The organism is Emticicia oligotrophica DSM 17448 (genome assembly GCF_000263195.1).
Lineage (GTDB): Bacteria > Bacteroidota > Bacteroidia > Cytophagales > Spirosomataceae > Emticicia > Emticicia oligotrophica.
Map to the genome: position 1 here is coordinate 1,807,767 of NC_018748.1, position 23,279 is coordinate 1,831,045.

Annotated in this window: 20 protein-coding genes; 5 read left to right on the forward strand and 15 right to left on the reverse strand. The window is 36.9% G+C overall.

Annotation, left to right across the window (positions count from 1 at the left end; genetic code table 11):
• Nucleotides 1-58: 58 nt before the first annotated feature.
• Nucleotides 59-2,494 carry a TonB-dependent receptor gene (locus EMTOL_RS07505; protein ID WP_015028673.1) on the reverse strand — a complete coding sequence of 812 codons (2,436 nt, stop codon included), beginning with the start codon at nt 2,492-2,494 and terminating at the stop codon, nt 59-61.
• 162 nt (nt 2,495-2,656) lie between these two features.
• Here EMTOL_RS07505 and EMTOL_RS07510 point away from each other — a divergent pair, with 162 nt between their 5' ends.
• Nucleotides 2,657-3,292 (forward strand): MarR family winged helix-turn-helix transcriptional regulator, encoded by a 636-nt coding sequence (locus tag EMTOL_RS07510; RefSeq protein WP_041693988.1) that lies wholly within the window; start codon nt 2,657-2,659, stop codon nt 3,290-3,292.
• Between the two features lie 50 nt (nt 3,293-3,342).
• Here the strand turns inward: EMTOL_RS07510 and ftsZ are convergent, their stop codons facing one another.
• The 6 genes from ftsZ to EMTOL_RS07540 all read right to left on the reverse strand — a co-directional run bounded on the left by ftsZ (nt 3,343) and on the right by EMTOL_RS07540 (nt 10,316).
• Nucleotides 3,343-4,767: a cell division protein FtsZ gene (gene ftsZ / locus EMTOL_RS07515; RefSeq protein ID WP_015028675.1), complete on the reverse strand. Its 1,425-nt coding sequence runs from the start codon at nt 4,765-4,767 to the stop codon at nt 3,343-3,345.
• 80 nt (nt 4,768-4,847) lie between these two features.
• Nucleotides 4,848-6,260 (reverse strand): cell division protein FtsA, encoded by a 1,413-nt coding sequence (gene ftsA / locus EMTOL_RS07520; RefSeq protein WP_015028676.1) that lies wholly within the window; start codon nt 6,258-6,260, stop codon nt 4,848-4,850.
• A 60-nt stretch (nt 6,261-6,320) separates the two neighbouring features.
• Nucleotides 6,321-7,088 (reverse strand): cell division protein FtsQ/DivIB, encoded by a 768-nt coding sequence (locus tag EMTOL_RS07525; RefSeq protein ID WP_015028677.1) that lies wholly within the window; start codon nt 7,086-7,088, stop codon nt 6,321-6,323.
• A gap of 64 nt (nt 7,089-7,152) precedes the next feature.
• Nucleotides 7,153-7,929 (reverse strand): GNAT family N-acetyltransferase, encoded by a 777-nt coding sequence (locus tag EMTOL_RS07530; RefSeq protein WP_015028678.1) that lies wholly within the window; start codon nt 7,927-7,929, stop codon nt 7,153-7,155.
• Nucleotides 7,930-7,971: 42 nt separating this feature from the next.
• Nucleotides 7,972-9,066, reverse strand: a complete 1,095-nt coding sequence (gene murG / locus EMTOL_RS07535; RefSeq protein WP_015028679.1) for an undecaprenyldiphospho-muramoylpentapeptide beta-N-acetylglucosaminyltransferase — start codon at nt 9,064-9,066, stop codon at nt 7,972-7,974.
• Nucleotides 9,067-9,131: 65 nt separating this feature from the next.
• Nucleotides 9,132-10,316: an FtsW/RodA/SpoVE family cell cycle protein gene (locus EMTOL_RS07540; protein ID WP_015028680.1), complete on the reverse strand. Its 1,185-nt coding sequence runs from the start codon at nt 10,314-10,316 to the stop codon at nt 9,132-9,134.
• A 397-nt stretch (nt 10,317-10,713) separates the two neighbouring features.
• On the opposite strand from EMTOL_RS07540, the gene EMTOL_RS07545 reads away from it, so the two are divergent.
• Nucleotides 10,714-11,817 carry a DUF2891 domain-containing protein gene (locus EMTOL_RS07545; RefSeq protein WP_015028681.1) on the forward strand — a complete coding sequence of 368 codons (1,104 nt, stop codon included), beginning with the start codon at nt 10,714-10,716 and terminating at the stop codon, nt 11,815-11,817.
• A gap of 67 nt (nt 11,818-11,884) precedes the next feature.
• Here the strand turns inward: EMTOL_RS07545 and mscL are convergent, their stop codons facing one another.
• The 5 genes from mscL to EMTOL_RS07565 form a co-directional block, all read right to left on the reverse strand.
• Complete coding sequence (gene mscL / locus EMTOL_RS07550; protein ID WP_015028682.1) at nt 11,885-12,205, reverse strand: large conductance mechanosensitive channel protein MscL; 321 nt, start codon at nt 12,203-12,205, stop codon at nt 11,885-11,887.
• Nucleotides 12,206-12,228: 23 nt separating this feature from the next.
• Nucleotides 12,229-13,146, reverse strand: a complete 918-nt coding sequence (locus EMTOL_RS07555) for a DUF3078 domain-containing protein (protein ID WP_015028683.1) — start codon at nt 13,144-13,146, stop codon at nt 12,229-12,231.
• A 156-nt stretch (nt 13,147-13,302) separates the two neighbouring features.
• Nucleotides 13,303-14,133 (reverse strand): mechanosensitive ion channel family protein, encoded by an 831-nt coding sequence (locus tag EMTOL_RS07560; RefSeq protein WP_015028684.1) that lies wholly within the window; start codon nt 14,131-14,133, stop codon nt 13,303-13,305.
• A gap of 42 nt (nt 14,134-14,175) precedes the next feature.
• Nucleotides 14,176-14,352, reverse strand: a complete 177-nt coding sequence (locus EMTOL_RS22380; RefSeq protein WP_015028685.1) for a hypothetical protein — start codon at nt 14,350-14,352, stop codon at nt 14,176-14,178.
• A 33-nt stretch (nt 14,353-14,385) separates the two neighbouring features.
• Nucleotides 14,386-14,988: an RNA polymerase sigma factor gene (locus EMTOL_RS07565; RefSeq protein ID WP_015028686.1), complete on the reverse strand. Its 603-nt coding sequence runs from the start codon at nt 14,986-14,988 to the stop codon at nt 14,386-14,388.
• Nucleotides 14,989-15,305: 317 nt separating this feature from the next.
• Here EMTOL_RS07565 and EMTOL_RS07570 point away from each other — a divergent pair, with 317 nt between their 5' ends.
• Together EMTOL_RS07570 and EMTOL_RS07575 are read left to right on the forward strand one after the other, a co-directional pair.
• Entirely contained in the window at nt 15,306-15,617 is a 312-nt protein-coding gene (locus tag EMTOL_RS07570) for an SCP2 sterol-binding domain-containing protein (RefSeq protein WP_015028687.1), read from the forward strand.
• 65 nt (nt 15,618-15,682) lie between these two features.
• Nucleotides 15,683-17,473 (forward strand): acyl-CoA dehydrogenase, encoded by a 1,791-nt coding sequence (locus tag EMTOL_RS07575; RefSeq protein WP_015028688.1) that lies wholly within the window; start codon nt 15,683-15,685, stop codon nt 17,471-17,473.
• Between the two features lie 95 nt (nt 17,474-17,568).
• On the opposite strand, the gene EMTOL_RS07580 is transcribed toward EMTOL_RS07575, so the two are convergent.
• From EMTOL_RS07580 to EMTOL_RS07590, 3 genes are all read right to left on the reverse strand, one after another.
• The gene (locus EMTOL_RS07580) at nt 17,569-19,992 is read right to left on the reverse strand and encodes a M1 family metallopeptidase (RefSeq protein WP_015028689.1); all 2,424 of its coding nucleotides are present in this window, start codon (nt 19,990-19,992) and stop codon (nt 17,569-17,571) included.
• Nucleotides 19,993-20,094: 102 nt separating this feature from the next.
• On the reverse strand, nt 20,095-20,550 hold the full coding sequence (locus tag EMTOL_RS07585) for a RidA family protein (RefSeq protein WP_015028690.1): 456 nt from the start codon (nt 20,548-20,550) through the stop codon (nt 20,095-20,097).
• Nucleotides 20,551-20,722: 172 nt separating this feature from the next.
• Nucleotides 20,723-22,072: a sugar porter family MFS transporter gene (locus EMTOL_RS07590; protein WP_015028691.1), complete on the reverse strand. Its 1,350-nt coding sequence runs from the start codon at nt 22,070-22,072 to the stop codon at nt 20,723-20,725.
• A gap of 114 nt (nt 22,073-22,186) precedes the next feature.
• Here EMTOL_RS07590 and recF point away from each other — a divergent pair, with 114 nt between their 5' ends.
• Complete coding sequence (recF, locus tag EMTOL_RS07595) at nt 22,187-23,269, forward strand: DNA replication/repair protein RecF (RefSeq protein ID WP_015028692.1); 1,083 nt, start codon at nt 22,187-22,189, stop codon at nt 23,267-23,269.
• The last annotated feature ends 10 nt before the right edge of the window (nt 23,270-23,279 follow it).

The following is a 23,279-nucleotide window of genomic DNA, read 5'->3' on the forward strand; positions in this document are numbered from 1 at the left end:
CAAAAAGAAAAGCCTCATTATCAGATAATAATGAGGCTTTTTTGATGTAAATTACTTCTTAAAACTCCCAAACAAATCCTAAAGATGGAGTTACTGATACATCGTTATTATCTAAAATCAACGGAACAGCATTTGCACCATCTCTTCGTAGTGGCAGGCCATCAGTTGTCTGAAAACCAGTATTATCAGCATTTCGAGCAAAAGTATATTGTGGAAATGCTGGAGTCTTGAATAATAAGGCATTTTGCACATCTAAATAAAGGTCGAACGTGGTTTTTCTAAAATTCCATTTTTTATCAACCCTAAAATCAAATCTTTTAAAATTACCCAGTCTACCTTGATTTAATCTTGTATAATCAAGTGTACCACGACCAACTAATGAATAATTTGCTTGTGAAGCTGCCAAATCAAATGGCGTATATGGTGCTCCCCCTTGCGAAAGCCATTTCAAGCCCATTTCCCAGCCATGTTTAAATTTACGTCCAAGTTGAGCCGAAAGTATATGGCGGGTATCCCAAGCTGATGAGATTAGTTTCCCATCGGCACCCGAAAATTCGCTTCTGAAAAGCGTATAACTTAATACCCCAAAGATATTTTTGGTTAATTTTTGTTGGAAAAAGAATTCAACACCATAGCTTCGGCCTTTACCAATTGATACTACTTGCTCATTGCCGATAGCACCGAAATCGCCTCCTTCATTAGCCAATGAAATTCCTCTACTTACGGTAACTGGATAGTTTCTATACTTTTTATTAAAAGCTTCTACCGTTATTCTAGTTTGTGGAGTTGGAATAAACTCTAAACCAGCTACTAAGTGGTCTGACTGAATGTATTTATTGGCTTTATTCGTAAACTGGTTGTCATTTTGATAACCCAAAACGGTGTAGATTGGCACTTTAAAATAACGCCCGGCCGAGACATTTACTCTCCATTTATCAGCAAATTGATAACTTAATGAGGTTCGTGGACTAAGTGTTTCGAGCGGTTTTCCTCCATCAACAGTAAACGAGTTCATGTCGGTTCTGATTCCAGCAGAAAGACTGAGTTTTTCGTTGAAAAACTTCCTTGAAACTTGTCCAAAAGCTCCATATTTAAAGAAATTAATGTCAGTATTAAACTTAACACTTATACCGGGTTGAATAATTTGCCCCGTTGCATTTCTAATTTCACGACTAAAAATATTAAAAAAGTCATTATTATACTTCACATATTGAATCACTCCCCCGTAGCTATACTCCCACTTTCCTTTATACTGGTTTACATCAATTCTAAACTTATTTTCAATCTCTTGTGATTGTGAGTTAAACACCCTTAGTGCAGGGTCATCACTCTTGCCATCTTCATATCGGTCGAGTGCATTATCGAACATATTTCGGCTCAAAGCAATATTAATGTAGCCATTCGTAATAAGTCTTTTCAATGAAGCTCCAACGGTATAATTCCATTGTTTAATAAGCGGATTCGAACGTAGAATATATTCTTTTGAAGCATCGGTTTCTTTCGGTACACCAAAATAGAAATCATCAATTGCTCCTACTCCGATTAAGTTTAATGTTGTTTTCTTATTGAATTTATGCGTGATTTTGTACTGAAAATCCCAGTAACTTGGTCGAATTGGCAAATCAAGAGCAGAAAATAAAAGTTGCAAATACGAGCGGCGTGCCGATGCTAAAAATGTTGTTTTCTGCGAAATTGGACCTTCAAGGGTGGCCGCTACTTCGGTCGAACTCAACCTCACATTTCCCTCTACTTTATTGGGGTTTCCATCTCTTTGTTTGAATTGTAAAACCGAAGAAAGTGCATTATCATAGCGAGCATTAAAACTACTCGTCGAAAGCGTGGCATCTTCAATAAACGAAACATTCAGAATACCAGTTGGGCCACCTGAACTTCCTTGTGTAGCAAAGTGATTGATTACAGGAATCTCAATTCCATCTAAATAAAAAACATTTTCATTGGGACCTCCACCTCTAATTACTAAATCATTTCTGAAACCGCCCACAGAGCCCGCCGTGCCACCAACACCAGGTAATACGCCAATTACACGAGAAATATCAAAATTTCCACCTGGATTATTTTTGATTTCCTCGGCTGTTAGTTTCTGAATCGAATTGGGTGTTTCGATATTTGCTACCGAAACAGAGCGATTAACCACCACTTTTACTTCATCAAGTGTTTGTGATTCTTCTTCCAACTCAAACGTAATCTGTTGTGTATTACCCGTTGTAAGGTTAATATTAAACTTGGTTAGAGGTTTGTAGCCCACAAATGTTGCTTTCAAATTATAACTGCCCACGGGTAGGCTTATCTTGAAATTTCCATCAATGTCGGTGGTTACACCTTTCTGGGTGTTTTCTACTTGAATCGTTACGCCAATAAGTGGCTCTTGAGTTTTACGGTCTTTAACTGTTCCTTGAATTTCGCCCGTACGTTGGGAATAAGCTACACCCACAGAAAGAAAAAATACGGCCAATAATTGTAAGATTTTGTGCATAATATGTTGATTTTAATGTTTATGGCTGAGTTTTTAAATTATCAGCAACATTTCAAGTGTGTTTTTGTTATTTAATAGTAAAACATTTTTAATTGAAATATGTTTTGTTTTTGTACTAAAAAAAATAATTTAGCACAAAAAAACACTTTTAGTTTTGCCTTGATGAATTATAGTATCTTACAAAAATTAATTACAGACTTAGAAAGCATCGAATCTGAGCAATCCTCGAAGCCAATTTCGATGGAAGATTTTGTGGTATTTCTCAACCAAAAATATTTGGGCAGACTACTTACACCCGAAAGCCCAACTTTACCTTCTGAAAATGAAGAAACAAATATTGGTCAGTTAGTTGCATTTATGTATCGCTATGCCAAAGGGTATATCAAAAAGGCATTGGAAGAATCAACCATCTTGACCTTGGATGATTTTGGTTATTTGGCTGCGGTATGGCAATATAAAAATCCAACCAAAACTCAAGTAATTGAAAAAAATATTCATGAAAAAAACACAGGAATGGAGATAATTAAAAGACTGATAAACAGCCAGTTACTCGAACAATACGACGATGATTTAGATAAAAGAAGCAAGCGTTTGAGGATTACTCCATTAGGTCAAGCCGAACTTTTCAAATCATTTGAAGGAATGATGAAAGTAAGTAAGATTATTTCAGGGCAATTGAATGAAATCGAGCGTTTGCAACTATATTATCTTTTAAATAAACTCCATCATTTCCATAATCCGATTTTTTTAAACGACCGTGAGGCCAGTATTGATAGAGTTTTGGAGAAATATTTTTAAAATAAAAAACCGCCTCAAAGGCGGTTTTTTTGTATAATTATAAGTAGATATTATCGGCTTGATTCCATCATAGAAAGGAGTTGGTCTAACTCATATTCTAGAACTTTTCCATTTTGACGGAGTTTCTTCACATCTTGTAACTCAATACCATTTCGAACATAAGTTGGAGTTGTATTTAAAGCTGGGTTTCGGTAACCTTCACGCATAAATCTTTGAATCATCGCTCTGATTTGCTCCATTGGGTCTTTTTGCTCAACTTTTGGCTCAAGTTGCTCAATAAAATTCGGATTCGGCGACTCTTCCGAAGGATATTGTGTACTACTTGCACTTCCTGTTGCCACAACTTGCGGTGTTGGTGGTGTTGAAGAGGCTGCTGTAGCTACTGCAAGCGGAACTGCATTAGAAGCTGTTGCCGTAGGGCCAGCCACATGCATTGGTCTTACAACCTCCATCACAGGCGGTTGAGGAATATCAATTTCAAATGGCGGTGGTACATTTTCATAACCTGCTGCAACGATTGTTACGCGTACTTTTTTACCCAAGTTTTTATCAATCGCAAAACCGTGCTTAAACAAACGAGCTTTAGTTTGAATTTGGCTTTCAACAAACTTTGTTACTAAAGTTTGGTCAGAAAGCTTGATTTTATGTTCAGGGCTATAAGCAATACTTAACAAGACTCTTTGGGCACCATTAATGTCATTGCTTTCTAATAATGGCGAAGAAAGAGCCAATTTAATTGCTTCTTCTGCACGGCGTTCGCCCTCTGCTTCGGCAGTACCCATAACAGCTTGTCCTGCATTACCCAATACCTTTTTCACATCAGCAAAGTCAAGGTTAATAATACCCGGACGAGTAATAAGTTCGGCAATACTTTTCACGCCATTAGCCAATACATCATCAGCCTTTGCATAAGCCTCTTCTATATCCATATCACCAAAAGTTTGCTCTAAACGCTCATTTTTGATGATAAGTACGGTATCGCTACATTTTTTTAACTCTTCAATACCCGCACGAGCTTGAAGAATTTTATCTTCTCCTTCAAAAGTAAATGGGTCAGTTACCACTGCAACTGTCAGTAATTTCATTTCACGTGCAATACGTGCAATTACTGGTGCTGCACCTGTACCCGTACCACCGCCCATACCAGCCGTGATGAATACCATCTCCGTTGGTTCTTTGAGCATTTCTCTGATAGCTTTTTCGCTTTCTTCGGCTGCCTTTCTTCCCATTTCTGGTTCAGTTCCAGCACCTAAACCTTTGGTTAGCTCAATACCAATTTGTAAACGTTTTATTTCAGGCGAAGCAGATTCGAGTGCTTGTTGGTCTGTATTACAAATTACCAAGCCTATATCACTTACACCCATGTTGTGCATGTGTTTAACAGCATTACAGCCAGCTCCACCTACACCAATTACCTTGATTATATTCTTGAACTTATTCTTTGAAACGAGTTCGTATTCTGGTTCTTCTGACATCGTGATGAAATTTTATAGATTAGGAAAAGCTGCTGTTTATTTTTTAAAAATTGGATTCATGGCTTTAAACTATTTTAATATTATGTATAACCCTTATCGTCGCCTAAGTCATTTTTTGAAGAATTCATTTGGCGTTTTAACCATCCAAATAATCCTCCACTTGTTTGGGGTTCTTCTGCTTGCGGTGGTTCTACTTCTTTATGACGACCACCATTCAATGGTTCGATACCGTTTAAGTAAATATGTGTTTGACTGTCTGGAATTTCTCCCCAAATAACTTCTTGTGGTACACGCTCATCTAATGGCAAAAATCCTGATAATACCAAGCCCAATACAGTTGCGTATTTGGGGTCAACGACTTTACTTAGGGCACTTTCACCAATATTTCTCATATTATTGCCTACCCTTACATTCATGCCCTCAGTTACTTGATAAAAGACATCTTTTATCATACGAATATTAGCCGTACCGCCAGTCAGCACAACACCACTAATCAGTTGCCCATCATAGCCTGAATGTATAATTTCGGCCATTACCATTGCTGCAATTTCTTTGAGGCGTTCTTCGATGATAACGCTTACATTTTTAGCAACGATTTCTTTATCGGGTAAACCTTCGACACCTGGTATCTTAATGATATCGTTTTTACCAACTTCTGCGGGTGGCACATCACCAACAATGAGTTTGAGCTTTTCGGCGTGGTCGGGCAAAATTTGAAACGCCTTTACGAGGTCATTCGTAATGCTTCGACCAGCAAATGGAATAACAGAGATATGACGAAGCCCACTTTCATGAAAAATGGCAACTTCTGTGGTATCTCCTCCAATATTTACAACAGCCACACCTAATTTTCTATCTACCTCCTGCAATACCGACATGGCATCGGCAAGCGGTGAAAACAATGTATGTACGATTTTTAGTGGAATAAATCTCTTATTATCTTGAATCTTAACACCCACACTTTCGATTGTTTGGCGAAGAGCGATGTGTGGGTCATTGGGTGTTGAAATCAAGAAAAAGTTTCCACCGAGAGTAATACCAAAACGCCCAACTGGATTTTCAGGTACTAAAGAACGGTCAATTATAAACTCCTGTGGGAATGTATGTATAATAACATTTCCTGCCGTTGGGCGAAACGATTTTCGAATATCTATTGCTAATTTTTCAATTTCCTCACGGCGAATCGTCGTGCGGCTATCATTTCTTGTGATAAAATTTTGGTGTGATTTTCCTTCAACGTACTCCCCCGAAATATTTACGATTACGTTTTGAATATTAATGTCGGCTTTATCTGATAATTTAGTAAGGATACGGTCAATGTCACGAGCCGTAAACTCTAAATTTACAACCGTGCCATTTGATACTCTACCTCTTTGTGTAGGTTCTTCAACCATATCAAGAATTTTTACTTTCCCGATAGAGTCAATAATGCCCGCTACTGCACAAATTTTTGTGCTACCAATATCAATGCCTACAATTACACCTTTATTCATTTATTCTATCATTTAAGGCTCTTGACTCAAAAAAATAGTCAAAAGTCACAGCTATATCTCCTATTTACAAACAATTTGTCCATCATATTTAACACTTACTGACGAAAAACTATCCCACCCTTTTACTGGTAGGATTTGATTGTAAAATATCTTCAATCTGTTTAATCTATTCTCAATATTGCTGGGTTCGCCAAACTCAATAATGTGGTTACCCACTAATGGAACAATACTGATGTCTCCATCAGAATTGATGTCCAATTGGGTAAATTGGGCTTTTAGAAAGGAATCTTCATTAATTAACTTTATAAATTGAAGGTTCTTTTCCTGACGCTTTGCTTTTAAACTTGGCAAATTTCGGAAATATTCACCCGAAAGCAATAAAATTCTTGCTGAATATCGGTCAGAGAGTGGAAAAAAACTTCCCTCGGCATCAACATACACATCTTCGCGGCCATCTGACATTAAAATTCGGGCAATCGGAATGTGTTGTTCAACATCAACATGAAGTTTTCCATCTACACCTTTATAGACTTGACAAGATTTTATCTGGCGATTTTTGAGTACACGTTGCTCAATTGAGCGGAGGTCGATTTTTTCAAAATGTTTACCTACCAGTTGCTCACTGCCATATTTTGTCACTAAGTTTTCTACATCTTTATTAGTGATGAAATATTGTTCATCAGCATTTTTAATGTTTACTTCTATTTTTTTGCAGCGGTCTGACGAAAAACTATCTGTCGAAAAAGCAATTAGTAGCGTAATTGCTCCGATGGCAATTGTGCCAAAGAGAATCTTAGCTATTTTTCCGAAGTTAGTGTTACGAAACATTTATTTATGCAAATTAGTATTTTATTAATATTTTCAATCAAATTTTAATGATTAAACATTTTTTTTATAATTGATTAAGAAAATCATTGGGGTTATCAAGCATTTTGAACTCATCGGCGGCTTTAGGTTCTAAATCATTTTTACAAAGATTCTTAAGTCGTTCAACATCTTTATTCCAACGATAACCATCAAAATACTCCAATCCTTTGTGGTCACGAATTTTATAAAGGGCCGACTGTTTATAAGCCGTTCCTAAATAAACGTGTTTTAAGGCATTTTCTTTTCCCCATTTAATCACACGCCACATAAGCCATTTGCCAAGCGAATGGCTTCGCATGTATTCTGTATTAAAAAAGGCAAACCAATAATGGAGCATCTCTCCTTCAAGCACGGCAAAAACAAAACCGAGAAGCTTGCCTTCAATACTAAATTTAAAGATATGCGTACCTGTTTCTCTCGAAAGAATATACTGCCAACGCTCCCAACTCATATTATCATCGCCAATACGTTGCGAAATATATTCTTGACTTAAGTTTACAAACTCAGCATCGTTTAGGTCAAAATCTGTTTTTTTAATTACATCCAGTGTAATATTAAGTGGCTCTACTAAACGATTTACTCGACGATTTTCTGAAGTATCTTCAAAACGGTCTAAATCAACTCTAAGGCTACGAGCCAAATAAAAAATATCGCCATTGATACCTAAATTTCCAGTATATGGTAGAAACCCTTTCTCATAAATTTCTGATAATTCGGCCTGCGATTCTTTCAAACAATAAATCGCATAATCGAAAGTATAAGTTGAGTAATCTACTCTATTTTCGGAAAAAAATATCTTCATAATTATATATCAAAAGCCCTTCTAATACCTTCGTTTCTTCAACTATTTAATGATTTTCAATACTTCGGCTGCAATTTCCTTTCCTGCCTCAGGTTTGGCTAAAGTCTTGATATTTTTACTCAATAATTGCATTTCTTGCTTATCATTGGCAAGTTTAACCACATTATCTACCAAAATATCGCGAGCCTCCACGTCTTTTACTAACCATGCGGCTTTTACGTTTACCAAACTCAGAGCATTTTGTGTTTGGTGGTCTTCGGCGGCTGTTGGTAATGGAACCAAAATTGATGGCTTTTCTGCTAAGCATAATTCCGAAACCGACAAAGCACCTGCACGAGAAACCACTAAATCGGCGGCGGCATAGGCTAAATCCATTTCGTAGATAAAATCTGATACAAATACACGCTGTGTTTGTAATGATTCAACCCCTTGCTTAGCTTTATTAATAAAAATCTTACCTGTTTGCCAAATTACTTGAAGGTCGTTTGATATTAAATCGTTTAAACCTGCAAATATTGCCTCATTGATTGTTCTTGCTCCTTGGCTACCCCCAATTACTAAAAGTGTTTTTCGTTCGGGGTCGAGGCCAAAATGTTTAAATGCTTGCTCTCTCTTCGAATTCGTTTCAAGAATATCTTTTCTCACTGGGTTTCCCGTCATAATAATTTTTTCTTTCGGGAAAAACTGCTCCATATTAGGGTATGCCACACATATTTTTTGTGCTTTCTTCGCCACAAATTTATTAGTAACACCCGCAAACGAGTTCTGCTCTTGAATGAGCGTTGGAACACCTAAGAAATTTGCCATAATCAGGGTTGGGCCACTGGCATATCCGCCTACACCAATCGCAATATCTGGCTTAAAGTCTTTAATCACTCGATACGTTTTCCAAAGGCTTTTGATTAGCTTCAGTGGTAATCCTAAATTGGCCAGCATATTCGAGCGGTTAATCCCTGCAATGGGTAAACCGATGATTTTATATCCAGCCTTAGGTACTTTCTCCATTTCCATTTTCCCTTCTGCTCCTACAAATAATATTTCATTAGAAGCATCAATAGCTTTTAGCTCATTGGCAATTGCTACTGCCGGATAAATGTGTCCACCCGTACCGCCACCACTGATGATAATTTTTTTCATATATAATTTATTTCTATACAGCTATTCTTTTTAAAGTGTTACAAACGAAAACGCTAGAATTACATCTAAGCATTAAGGGCTTTTTCCTTATCATCATATTCGCCTTTCGTTACACTCAATACAATTCCAATAGCTGTTGCGGTAAACAAAATTGAGGTTCCTCCCATACTCATCAAAGGAAGTGTTTGCCCTGTTACTGGCCCCAAGCCTACATTGATAAACATGTGAATAAATGCCTGAAACACAATACTAAAGGTAAGCCCCACACAAAGAAGCCCTCCGAAAGCTCGTTGTGTATTACTAACATTTTTAAGGCCTCTATAGAGTAACCATAAATACAAACCCATGACAAATATGGCTCCCAACATACCGTATTCTTCAACAATTATTGCATAAATATAGTCTGAGAATGCTTCTGGTAAATAGTTCCGTTGAAAGCTGTTTCCGGGGCCTATTCCAATAATTCCTCCACGAGCGATTGCAATCATTGCTTGCTCTTTCTGGAAAGCATCATCACGGTCTGGATTTCCTATTTCCTTATCTCGATTAATATCAACATCAATAAATGCCTCGATACGTTCTAGTACAACCTGACCACGACCAAACTCTACGCCTTTTGAATATAAATAAACACTTATGCCTAAGACTGCAATTAATGCTCCTACAACCGCCGCTGCCATTCTGAAAAGGTACTTTCCTGGTACACGTCCCATGTACATAATAAGAAAACAAGTGACACCTAAAATAACCGCCGTTGAGAAATTGGTGATTGCCAACATACCACACAGTACCCCACACCAAAAAATCAAACCCATCAGTGTTTTTTGGGTGTATTGTACATTTTGGCGGCGTGCTAACATTGCAGCCAAATTGGTAATAAGCACCAAACGAACTAAATCGGATGATTGGAACGAAATACCAAAAAGATTAATCCAACGTTTGGTTCCACCAACTGTGGTACCAAATAAATACGTATATATTAATAGTACTGGCGTAATCCAAAGTAAAAGTCTTGAAATTCCTGCGTATTTCGTATAGTCAATACGATGAATAAACCATATAACAAATAGACCTAATAAAAGGTGACCCGTATGATTAAGTAAGTAGCTTTCGGTATTTCCTCCTGCCTTTTTATAAGCAAGAGCGGTACTGGCACTATAAACAACCAGCATACTAAATAAAGATAGAAGCACAATGATGAACCAGATTTGCCAGTCACCACGCAATTTGTCTTTCAACCACGTTTCCATGATTTTTCATAGGTAGCTAAGCTACCGTTTTGAGATTATAAGGATATAAGCACGATTATGATGCTTTTAAATTTAGACAAGTCTTTGTCTAAATTTAAAAGACGTAACAAATGTAAATTATTTCAAAATGAATGAAAAGAAAAATTTGAGAAATTTATTATAGGGTTCTAATGGAGGCGTTTTTGTCAAAAAAGACGCTTATTTTGGGTATTATGACAAAATTTTATTAGGCTTGACTGTTTAAATTGGTAAATACTTTTAAAAAATATTGTATTTAAAAAAGGCTATTTTTATTGAAAATCAAGGCATTAGATGCTTTTCCCTGTATTATTTTTTTGTTAAAAATTTACCTTATTTTTTATTAAATTTGATTTTTAACATTTCTCATGACAAACCAATGCTTATCAAAAAACTAATACTCCCTAAAACCTTAAGTGGACTGATTCTATTTTTCATAATTAGTTTAAGTTCTAAAGCACAAGAATCAAAATCAGCTCTTTTTACACAAGAAATCGCCGAGAAATTAGCGGCATTACCCTTACATTGTATTAATCAGGAGTTTCCTAATAAAACAGGGCATAGCTCTGATACCGCCGAAGACCATCAATTATTGCCTTCACAACTACACCCAAGTTTTTTTGGTTGCCTCGATTGGCATTCAAGTGTGCATGGACATTGGATGTTGATTAAATTATTAAAGGTTTTTCCGAATATCAAAGATAGAGAAAAGATTATCAGTGTTTTGGATAACAATTTTCAAGCAGAGAAGATAAAAACAGAAGCTGAATATTTCACGAAGTATAAAACAACCGCTACCTTCGAACGAACTTATGGTTGGGCGTGGGTTTTGAAGCTCGACCAAGAACTACTTACCTGGAATGACCCGATAGCTCAAAAATGGTATCAAAATCTACAACCGCTCACGAAAGAAATAGTAAGACTTTGGACAGCATTCCTACCTAAACAAACTTATCCTAACCGCACAGGTGTACACCCTAATACTGCATTCGGTTTGGTTTTTGCCTTGGATTGGGCAAGAGCTACGAAAAATACTGAATTTGAAAAAGCTATTGTTGAAAAAGCTAAGCAGTTTTATAAATCTCAAATCAATGCTCCTGCATATTTAGAACCCGATGGCTCAGATTTTCTTTCTCCGAACCTCGAAATAGCCGATTTAATGCGTCGAATCATGACCCCAAAAGAATTTGAAACTTGGTTTAGTGCTTTTCTTCAGCCAAAATCAATTCAAAATCTTTTAAAGCAACCTGTTGTTAGTGACAGAAAAGATTATCAAATAGTTCATCTTGATGGTCTAAGTATCAGCCGAGCATGGTGTTTCAAGGGAATTGCTTCTGTTCTACCCAAAAGTAACCCTTTGAAAGTAAAATTTGAGCAAACATCGGCTTCTTTCCTTAATAATGCTTTACCCAATGTTACCTCTGGGAATTATGGTGGAGACCACTGGTTAGGGTCTTTTGCGGTTTATGCAATTTTTGATTAATCCCTAAAATATAAAACCCTCAAGAGGAATATTTAATTATCTTGAGGGTTTTGATAAATCTGAAATCTTACTTTTCAGAAACTTTGGCCTTATTAGCTAACTTAACAATAAGGAAAATTACCCACGCAATAATCAAGAATTGTATCGTAATTTGAATAAAATTACCATACATGATATTTACTGGATAAACCCCTTTTTCATCTGGCTGACCCAAATGTAAGGCAAGAGTTTTAAAATCTACCCCAGCCAAGAAATAACCAACGATTGGCATTAGAATATCATCTACCAATGAGGTAGTAATTTTACTAAAAGCACCTCCGATAACAACACCAACTGCTAAATCAAGCACATTGCCTTGGGAAATAAATGTTTTAAATTCTTTCAACATCGCTTTTATTGGTTATAGGTTCATTAAAGTGTAAACAAAAGACCAACTGCTAAGCCTTCACTAATTTGAAATTTCTTCACAATATCGGCATCATAAAGCCCCAAAAGTGTAAAGTTTACATTCATATATTTATTTACCTTCGCAGTAGCAATTAAGCTAATATTGTGGTCCATTGGTTTATTTTTAGGAGCATAAGCTAAGAAACCCTGATAACGCCACTTCAAGTTTACATTTTTAGCAATATCTTTATCAAAAGCTGCTACAAACTGAAAACCCATTTCATTTAAAACTTTTCCTTTTTCAGTACCATAAGAACGTTTAATAATTTGTCCATTTTCTGTCACTTCTTTGGCTGTATTTTCAAAAACTTTATCATTGGTCACAAATGTTTGTCGAAGTGTAGCTCCACCTAATTGTAATACAAAATATTTTTGAGGTTTCCACTCCAAACCAACACCCTCGGCCAAAAAAGCGGGGGCGAAAAGATTAGATATCATTGGTTTATTGGCTGCTTTTAAATCATAACCAGCAGCAAACTGTGAGAGAAAGTTTACTCCAGCAAACCAGTTAATTGTTGGTGATAATTTACTTGCATATTTAGCATCCATAAAAATACGGTCAATACTTTTTACTGCTTCTTGACCCTTATTTTTCAGCATACCATATTGAAACTGAATATCAGATGAGAAAACTCCCTTTTTCTTATGATAAACTGCTTTATTATTAAAAAGAAAACCGAGTCCGATACTTCCTACACTACCCTGTGCCCCTGACCAAGCATCGTTGAAACCAGTCTGTGAGAAGTTAATGCCAAATTGCGTATTGCGTGGATCCCACCAACCAATTCGGAGTGAATCTTCATGGGTTTGAGGAATCTCTTGAGCAAAGGTAAAAGAAGTAAATGCTAAATAAATGATTGTTAGGAGAACCTTCTTCTTCATTAAAATAAGGATTTAATGGGATAATACTTTTTTTTAATTACTGTGAAACTAAAATCATTTTTGAGACTTTAGTTCTAGAAAATAGTAACAATAAAATATCGACTATAAAAACCAAGCCCCTCATCTACTAATTAATTATTGATGAGGGGCTTTATTTTAATCTTCATAAACAGTTACAGATTTGGACTGTAAGACTCGCAAGGGAAATATTGTTTTCGAATCTTCGGTCTTTAGGGTAATTGTTGTATTGTCCATACCTATTATTTCCCCTTTCACCCCGTCAATTTCGATAATTTGGCCTTCACGATAGCGGTTTTTACTATAAAATGAAGAAATAATATTCAGTAGAATTTCCTTCGAAGCAAAACCATAACCAATTGCAAAAGCGAAAATAACTCCCCCGACCAATAAATTAAAACTCGATTCTAGCAAACTTGTGTTGATACCTACTTGTGCAACTGATTGAATAACGAAAATTATTAACAAGAAGAAAAAGATAATCGTACCTATTAGTTTTCCAGCCGCAATGTTAAAGGATTTACAAAGCGTAACTACAAAGTTTTTCAAGGCATCTGCCAAAAAAATACCAGCTGAAAGCATCAGTGCTGAAGAAATAAGCTTTGGAATAAATTCGACCAAAAGCTTAACCATATCTGAAATCGCAGGCACGCCCAAAGTATCAGCAGCAGGGCGTAGCATAAAAATCAAAATAAAATAATAAAGTGCTTTCGAAACGATTTTGCTCAGCTTTATCTCCAATTTAAGGCTTTTAATAGCATCAATTTCATTTAGCTTATCGCCTACTCTATCCGCTCCAATTTGTTCGAGCATTTTTTGAGTTACGGCTGCTACCATTTTGGCAACACCCCAACCAATTAGAAGAATAATAACGGCCCCAATGAGATTATAGAAAAAGGTCATAAAACTTCTCACCAAATCATTGAATGTGGCCAACAGGGTATCAGTAAAACTCATCGGTTGCTTCATAAATATAATTTCTTATTAGTTGTTGTTATATTTTATTCAGGATTAATCTACCTTATTTTCTTTAGGCTCAAGTTCTTGCAGAAGCTTTACTCCCGCAATTACCCCTTCTCCCAAAAACATTTGAACAATCGTCATGGCGTCGCGAATTGCGTCTATTTCGGCTGTAAGCATACCTTTCAGATGCTCTGGAGCCGTAGCATCATCGTCGAAATCCTCCATTTTTTATTAAGTTTAAGATATTATATTTGTTATTTATTTTTTCCAAAACCAAATAGCCTTAACCAAAACAATGATAAAGAAAAGAATATTTTCAGTATAAATTTTTCTTAATTTCTCTTTCGTACGCATCAAACGCATCTTCACCGCACTTTCGCTGATATTAAAACTATCGGCTATTTCCTTGATGCTAAAATCATCTTGATATTTCATTAATAGAATGGCTCTTTCGTCTGGCTCGATTTTTTGTAGGGCTTTTTTCAATCCTTGGGTTTGCATTTCAGCAAGTTCAGAATCATCGTCTTCTTCTTCAAGGTCGAAGTTTTCATCAAGATAAGTCTCTGCTTGTTTTTTCACAACTCTCATTTGGTCCATACAATAATTATAAGTAATTGAATAGAGCCAAGTTGAAAATTTAGCTTGTTCTTTAAAGCCACCTATTTTAAGCACTAATCTCAGAAAGATATCATGCGTAAAGTCTTCGGCTTGAGCTTCATTTTTAACAAATGAAAGACACTTTCTGTAAACTTTATCAACATAACGGTCGTAGAGTTCTTCAAAGTAAAGATTACGTTGGGTCTCAACATATAATCGAACCAACTCTTCATCAGGTGTGTGTTTAAAGGCTTTGTTTTTCAATTTTGACCAAATGGTTAAGCAAAAGTAACACTTCTTTAGTAGCTTTCTTTGCGGTTAATACTTATAACTCAATATGTATCCATAAGAATTACGGAAAAGCTGTGGTCTGAAGTAGAAAAAACGAATACCGCTTTCGTTTTCTGAGGAAATGAATAGAATATTGCGAATTTTTCATACTTAAGGCTATCAAATATTATTTTTTTTTGATAAAAACACAAGTTTCCAACAAAAATAAATAGTATGCTTGCATAATATTTATTCTTTTTTTACTAACTTTCGGAATCTTTTAAACCTTATTTTCAAACTAATTTATTGACATGACAGCAAAAGAATTTTTACAGAAGACAGCCACACGTCTTACTCCAAACGAAATAAATGATGTAACTACAACGCTTCACTTTGATTTTGGCAGTGGGGAAAATTACTCTTTGGTAGTTGCAGATGGAAAGGCTGATTTTCAAGAAAGTTTTGTAGGAACTCCTGAATGTATAATAAAAGCAGATGCTGATGATTTTGTAAAAATTGCAACGGGCGACATGAATCCTATGATGGCAATGATGATGGGTAAAATTAAAATATCTAACCCTGGTGCAATGATGAAATATGCTAAAATACTAGGATTGATGTAATAACTACTAAATTTTGTAAACAAGATTCTTTTAAAACTCTAACGTCCCGATTGGGATTTAAGGCAATGGCTAATCATTTTTTTAATAAAAGAAACGTTGACTTCCTACTCTATGAAGTTCACGATGCAGAGTCGCTTACAAAGCATACTCGCTTTGCCGACCACACGAAAGAAACTTTCGATATGACCATTGATGCAGCTACTCAAATAGCTGATAATCTGATGTTTCCGTTTGTAAAAGATGTAGATAAAAATCAACCCGAATTAAAAGATGGTCAGGTAACTGTTCATCCTGCTATCAAAGATTATCTGAAAGCTTTAGGGGAATCTGGAATCATCGGAGCTGATTTTGACTACGAAGATGGTGGAGCTCAAATGCCCGTGACAATTACGAGTATTTTGGGCTATATCTTAATGGCAGCCAATAACGGGATGATGTTTACTGGTCTTACAGCTGGTGCAGCTCGATTGATTGCCAGCTTTGGCTCGCAAGAGTTAAAGGATACTTACATTCCAAATATGATTTCGGGCAAGTGGCAAGGTACAATGTGTTTGACAGAGCCGCAAGCAGGTAGCTCGCTTTCAGATATTACTTCAACCGCCGAACCGCTTGAAGATGGCACTTATAAAATTAGGGGCCAGAAAGTATTTATTTCTGCTGGAGACCACGATGCCGCTGATAATATCATTCACTTATTCTTAGGACGTATCAAAGGTGCTCCACTCGGCACAAAAGGTATTTCTTTATTCGTGATTCCGAAATTTAGATTGGATGGTACAGATAACGATGTGACATCAATGGGAATTTACCATAAATTAGGTCAGAAGGGTGTGCCTGCCATGCACTTAGGCTTTGGCGATAAAAATGATGACTGTATTGGCTATTTAGTGGGCGAACCAAATAAAGGCTTGAATTACATGTTTCAGATGATGAATGAGGCTCGAATTGGCGTTGGAATTACTGGAGCTTCTATTGCTTCAGCAGCTTATTATGCTTCGCTCGAATATGCTAAAGAACGCCCTCAAAGCCGCCGACTCAATCAAAAACATGCCCTTGATGCTCCACAAATTCCGATTATTCAACACCCCGATGTAAAAAGAATGTTGTTGTTTCAGAAAGCAGTGGTAGAAGGTTCTCTGTCGCTTTTACTTGAAACATCTAAGTTTTTCGACCTTTCGGAAGCTTCTGACGACCCAGAAGAAAAAGAAAATGCTCATTTAATGCTCGAATTGCTTACACCAATTGCCAAAACGTTTCCTTGTGAATATGGCATGAAAGCAACTTCTGATGCTGTGCAATGCTTCGGTGGTTATGGTTTTACTGAAGATTTTCCAGTAGAACAATATTATAGAGATATTCGTATTACACCAATTTACGAGGGAACAACGGGTATTCAATCGCAAGATTTGTTAGGCCGAAAAGTTCCGATGGCCGGTGGAAAAGCTACCATGCTTTTGACAAAAGAGGTTGGAAAAACTGTGATGGCAGCTTTACAATTTGATGAATTAAAGCGATATGCACTTTTATTGAAAGATGAAGGTGAAAGATTGCAGAAAGTAACAATGCATTTACTAAGTATTGCGGGAACAGGTGATGTTGAGCGTTTCTTATCAGACGCTACACTTTACATGGAAATGTTTAGCCTTAATGTAGTGGCTTGGCAATGGCTGAAGCAAGCGGTGGTTGCCAAACAAAAACTAATTACTTCAAACGACGATACTGAGTTTTATGAAAGTAAAATACATACTATGAAGTATTTCTTCCATTATGAAATTCCAAAAACACAAGGTTTGGCTACTCGCTTGATGGATGAAGAAGTGCTTACGATAATGACTGAGAAAGAGATTGTTATGTAAAAAATCAACAGTTTACGGTCAACAGTCCGCTTAAAACAAAAAGCCCCGAAGTAGAATCCTATTTCGGGGCTTTTTGTTTATTGAAACTACTTTAATTAGTTTTTACCACTTGTTTGCGTTCCTGCAGGTTGGTTCTGTTTAGCCTGTTGCATTGGGTTTTGTCCTTGTGGACGGAACGACCCTTGCTTAAATGCTTGGAACTTTGTTGGTTTTTCTGGCTCACGTGGGAATGAGTTGTTTTCAGTATCGATATCGGCAATTTCGTAGAATGGGTCAAGGGTAAACTTCGTAACCTTCTTCGTTGTCGGAATTGTTTTCTTCACTTCTTTATCATTCAAACGCCAGATTTCTGCAGGGATTCTTATAATCTCATTTGTACCATCCTCATAATCTAACTTCAAGATTACTGGCATTGGCAAACCACCTTTGTTTTTTACTTTCAAAACATAGTAGTTCATTCCTGAATCAACCAATTTACGTTCATCTTCTGAAAGGCCTGATTTATATTGCTCTGATTTTTGTTTATCGGCAGCCGTAACAGCATATCTATCATAAGAGTTATAAAAATCACGCATGGTAGAATCAGCTTCTACTACGGTTTGCTTAATATCTGTTTTATTACGGATATTACTTAATGTTTGTTTCTTTGCTTCGGCATCTGCTTTTTCGGCAGCTTTTTTAGCAATTGGGTCTTGGTTGTCTGGTGAATACCATTCTACTTCTGCTAAATCTTGGTCAGAAGGTTCAACTCCATAGAACCATCCTTTCCAAAACCAATCAAGGTCAACGCCCGATGCATCTTCCATTGTACGGAAGAAATCGGCTGGTGTTGGATGCTTAAATGCCCAACGACGTGCATATTCTTTGAATGCATAATCAAATAATTCGCGACCCATCACTGTTTCACGCAAAATATTTAAACCAGTTGCTGGTTTAGCGTAAGCATTTGGACCAAATGCCATGATATTATCTGAACTCGACATAATTGGCACTTGCTGAGATTTATCGGTTTTCATGTAAGGCACAATGTATTGTGGTTCTCCGCGGCGAGAAGGGAAATTTCTATCCCATTCTTGTTCAGCCAAATATTGGCAGAAAGTATTCAAACCTTCATCCATCCATGACCATTGACGCTCGTCAGAGTTTACAATCATCGGGAAGAAGTTGTGCCCAACTTCGTGGATAATCACGCCAATCATACCTGCTTTAGTAGCTTCTGAATAAGTACCATCTGGCTCTGGGCGACCACCATTGAATGAAATCATTGGGTATTCCATACCGCCACCTGCTGTTGCATGACAAGAGATAGCTACTGGATAAGGATATTGAACCGTACGATTTCCGTAGCTTCTTAAAGTATGCTCAACTACACGAGTAGAGTACTGTCCCCAAAGTGGATTTCCTTCTTTTGAATAGAATGACATGCTCCAAATTTTACGGCCATTGTTGTAAACATCTGTTTGCATAGCATCCCAGATAAATTTACGAGATGAGGTAAAGGCAAAGTCACGAACGTTCGATGCTTTATAAATCCAAGTTTTCTTGCCCGTTGGCTTGCCTTTTTCTGCCGCTTCTGCTTCAGCCTGCGATACGATTAATACAGGAGTTTTTGAATTAGCCGCTTGTTGAAGGCGTTTAAATTGTTCTGGCGTTAATACTTTATCGTAGTTTTGGCATTCACCTGTTGCACCCACAACGTGGTCGTTAGGCACCGTGATTTCTACTTTATAATCTCCGAAAGGAAGTGTAAACTCACCTTGACCCAAGAATTGTTTGTGTTGCCAGCCATTTACATCATCATACACCGCCATACGTGGGAACCAGTGTGCAATGAAGTAGTTGTAATTGCCATCTTTCGGGAAATATTCCATACCCGAACGACCATAGTAATTTGTAATATTATAGTTCCAATCAATGCGGAAAGAATAAGACTGACCCGGTTTCAATGTAACTGGAATATCAATACGCATCATGGTATTATTGATGGTATATCTAAGGTCTGCACCAGTTTTGGCATCTTTTACGGTTGTAATTTTATAACCGTATTCTTTATTTCCCGAAATACCACCAAAAACTGATGACGGAGCATTTACGTTTTGAAGGGCATTGAACGACATTCCTTGAGGGTCAACTCCGCCAGTTTTAGTCATGGCATTAATTGAGTTTTTCTCAAAAAGGTTTTGGTCAAGTTGTAACCACAAATAACGTAACTCGTCAGGCGATTTGTTAGTATAAGTGATAACTTCGGTACCGATAATTTTTTGATTGACATCATCTAACTCCGCCTTGATATCGTAGTCAGCCTTTTGTTGCCAATAATCTTTGCCTGGTGCACCTGAAGCTGTGCGATAAGTGTTTGGCGTTGGAAGCTCGGTTCCCATTTGTTCAAAACGGGTATTCGCATTAAACTGATTGCCACCTTGCTGGGCAAACGAGAATAATGCTTGAAGAATTAAAAGTGAAGCGAAAAGGAGTTCGCTTACTCTATACGCTCTACCTAATACTGATAGTTTTCTCATAAAGCATGATGAAGGGTTAGTAAAAAAACAAATATATTAATTTTGATAGGAAAAGTGCATTAAAATAAGCTAATAAGCCCCGATTTTGCGATGATTTCGTTGTTATTTACGACGAGTTTGATGTGAAACCGCAGCAACCACCGCAATCTCTATATTAGCCCCACCGGGTAGATTTGCTACACCAATGGTAGTACGTGCAGGAAAATCGCCCGTGAAATATTTCCCGTATATTTCATTCACTTTAGCAAAATTATTGATGTCTTTGATATAAATCGTAGTGTTTACCACATCACTAAGCTTTAAGTCTGCTGCCTCTAAAATGGCTTTGATGTTTTCCATGATTCTTACCGTTTCGGCTTCAAAACCTCCTTCAACGAGTTTTCGAGTGGCTGGATCGAGGCCGATTTGACCAGCAACAAATACAAAACCATTAGATTTTATGGCTTGGCTATAAGGAGCAATCGGAACAGGAGCTTTATCGGTTTTGATGATTTCTTTGTGCTGAGCAAAAGTCAAATTGGCAATGAATAAAACGCAAATGGTAAGTAGGTTTTTCATGGTATCTTTGTTTTTATCATTTTTGTCAAACTTCCAAAACAGACAAAAATGAAGGGATGAAGTAAATATTCTGCAATTTTCTACAATTTGTTTGAAAATGCAAGCCTACTACAAACAGAAAGAGCTTAGTTTTTTATACCAAGCTCTTTCTGATCAATACTCTATGTTTATTTTAGTTATATCTTTTCTCAATTTCCTCTAAACTCATGCCTTTCGTTTCGAAAACTATGTATTTGGCGAAGAGTAAGCCAAGTAAAACTACCACCATATAAATCGCAAATATACCCCCATTCGTGCCGAGCGAAGTAGCCGCCAAAATTGGGAATGAATAGGCAACACCTGCATCGAAAAGCCAGTGATTGAAGCTTCCCATACTTGAAGCAAAGCCTCTGATTTTTAGTGGATAAATTTCTGAAATCAAGAGCCAACCTAATGGTCCGAGACTTATTGCAAAGAAGATAATATATACATATACCCCTCCGATAAGCATCACCTTACTAAGCTCTGGACTAAGAGAATCCTTCATAAAGAAAGCTAAACCCACTGTTCCTAAGCAAATTGCGGTACCGATAAGACCTGTGTAAAGAATTTGTTTTCTGCCAAACTTATCCAAAATCATGATTGCCAAGAATGTGGATAACGTGTTGATAACTCCAACACCAACGGTTGCTAACTCCGCAGTTTTACCATCTGGAAATAGATTCTTGAATATATCGGTCGAAAAATATATAATGGCATTGATACCCGAAAACTGTTGAATAAAGAAAATACCAATTCCGATGAATAATGGAATACGTAAACGCTTGCTAAAAAGCATTTTCCAATCTCCCTTATTATGCTTTTCGTCTTCAATAATTTGTCTGGTTTGTGCAACTTCTGCTTGGGCTTGTTCTGGCGTACGCAATTTGTTCAGCACTTCAAGAGCTTCGGCATCTCTACCTTTACCAATTAACCAGCGTGGACTTTCTGGCACGAAAAACATTCCCACCATCAGAATAGCGGCAGGAATAAAGCCTGTCCAAAACATACTTCTCCATCCATCGGCTTGTTCGGCGAAGAAATAGCCAACTACATAGGAAAGTAAGATTCCGATTGTGATGGCTAATTGAAAAAACGTAACAAGTTGTCCACGCTTTTCGGTTGGAGCAATTTCGGCTAAGTAAAGCGGAACAGTAGAAGCCACGATTCCAATGGCTAAACCTAAAAACAAGCGACCAATAATTAGGTAATCAACCGTAGGAGCAATTGCCGTAATGATAGAGCCTACCACAAAAACCAATGAGGCAATAATGTTAATTTTTTTACGTCCGAGAAGGTCAGTTAGTGGGCCACTAATAAAGGGGCCTGCCATTCCTCCAAATAATACAGCACTTACAATAAGACCCTCGGTTTCGGGTGATGGATTAAATTTCGCTCTAAGCGATGGAAGGGCTACATTAATAACGCCTGTATCGAAGCCAAAAAGAAGGCCACCAGTAGCCGCTACAGCTGCTATAAAATAGATGAGGGTGCTCTTATTCATCAAATAAAATTAGGTTAAGTAAGTATTAGAACTACAAATAAAACAAACTTTAGTGAAAAATGCCTAAATTTCGGACTAATTTGTAGGACAACCTCCAAAGTTGTTTTTGCTCCGATGTATTTAGAAAAAATCTACTTATCAAATTTCAAAAATTACGAAGAGGCCAATCATTCTTTTTCGAAGCACGTAAACTGTATTGTGGGCGAAAATGGCAGTGGAAAAACCAATTTACTTGATGCTGTCTATTTTTTGGCTTTAAGTAAAAGTTCGATCCATAGCCAAGATGCTCTCAATATCAATCATGATGCTGATGTGATGATGGTTGACGGAATTTTTGATAAAAATGGTAAGAAACATCAAATTACCTGTTCGATACAAAGAGGTCAAAGGAAAGTATTATTGCACGATAAGAAGCCTTACGAACGTTTGTCCGACCACATTGGGCAGTTTCCTGTAGTTTTAATAGCACCTGATGATACGGAACTGATTAAAGATGGAAGCGAAGGCAGAAGACGTTTTTTTGATGGTGTATTATCGCAAATGGACAACATTTACTTGTCTGATTATCAGCAATATAACAAATTATTGGAGCAACGAAATAGTCTTCTTAAAATTTTTTACGAACGAAATTTTCTTGACCAAGATTTACTCGATACTTACTCCGATCCATTGGTAAAATTAGCCATTCGAATTTTTGAGCAACGCCGAGAGTTTATCAAGAAATTTCTACCCATTTTTAAAAAACATTACCAAATTCTAAGCGAAGGACGTGAAGAGGTTGAAATTATTTATGAGTCGGAAGTGGCAAGTGATGATTTTGTGAAAGAATTCAGACTTAATCGTCAGACCGACGTAAAAGCCCAACGCACCACCAAGGGGATTCATAAAGATGATTATGTTTTTGAAATAGACCGTTATCCTGTTAAAAAATTTGGTTCACAAGGGCAACAAAAATCGTTTGTAATGGCTTTGAGGTTAGCTCAATTTGAAATGCTCGAAGCATTAAGAGAAGTGAAACCTATCTTACTTTTAGATGATATTTTTGATAAACTTGATGACCGTCGTATTCAAAAACTAATAGAAAGTATTGATAATCAGACTTTCGGGCAAGTATTTATCACCGACGCACGCCCCGAAAGAACCGAAAAAATACTGGAAAACGTAAAAGCTGAAATAAATTATATTAGAACAAAATAGCGGCAAGGTA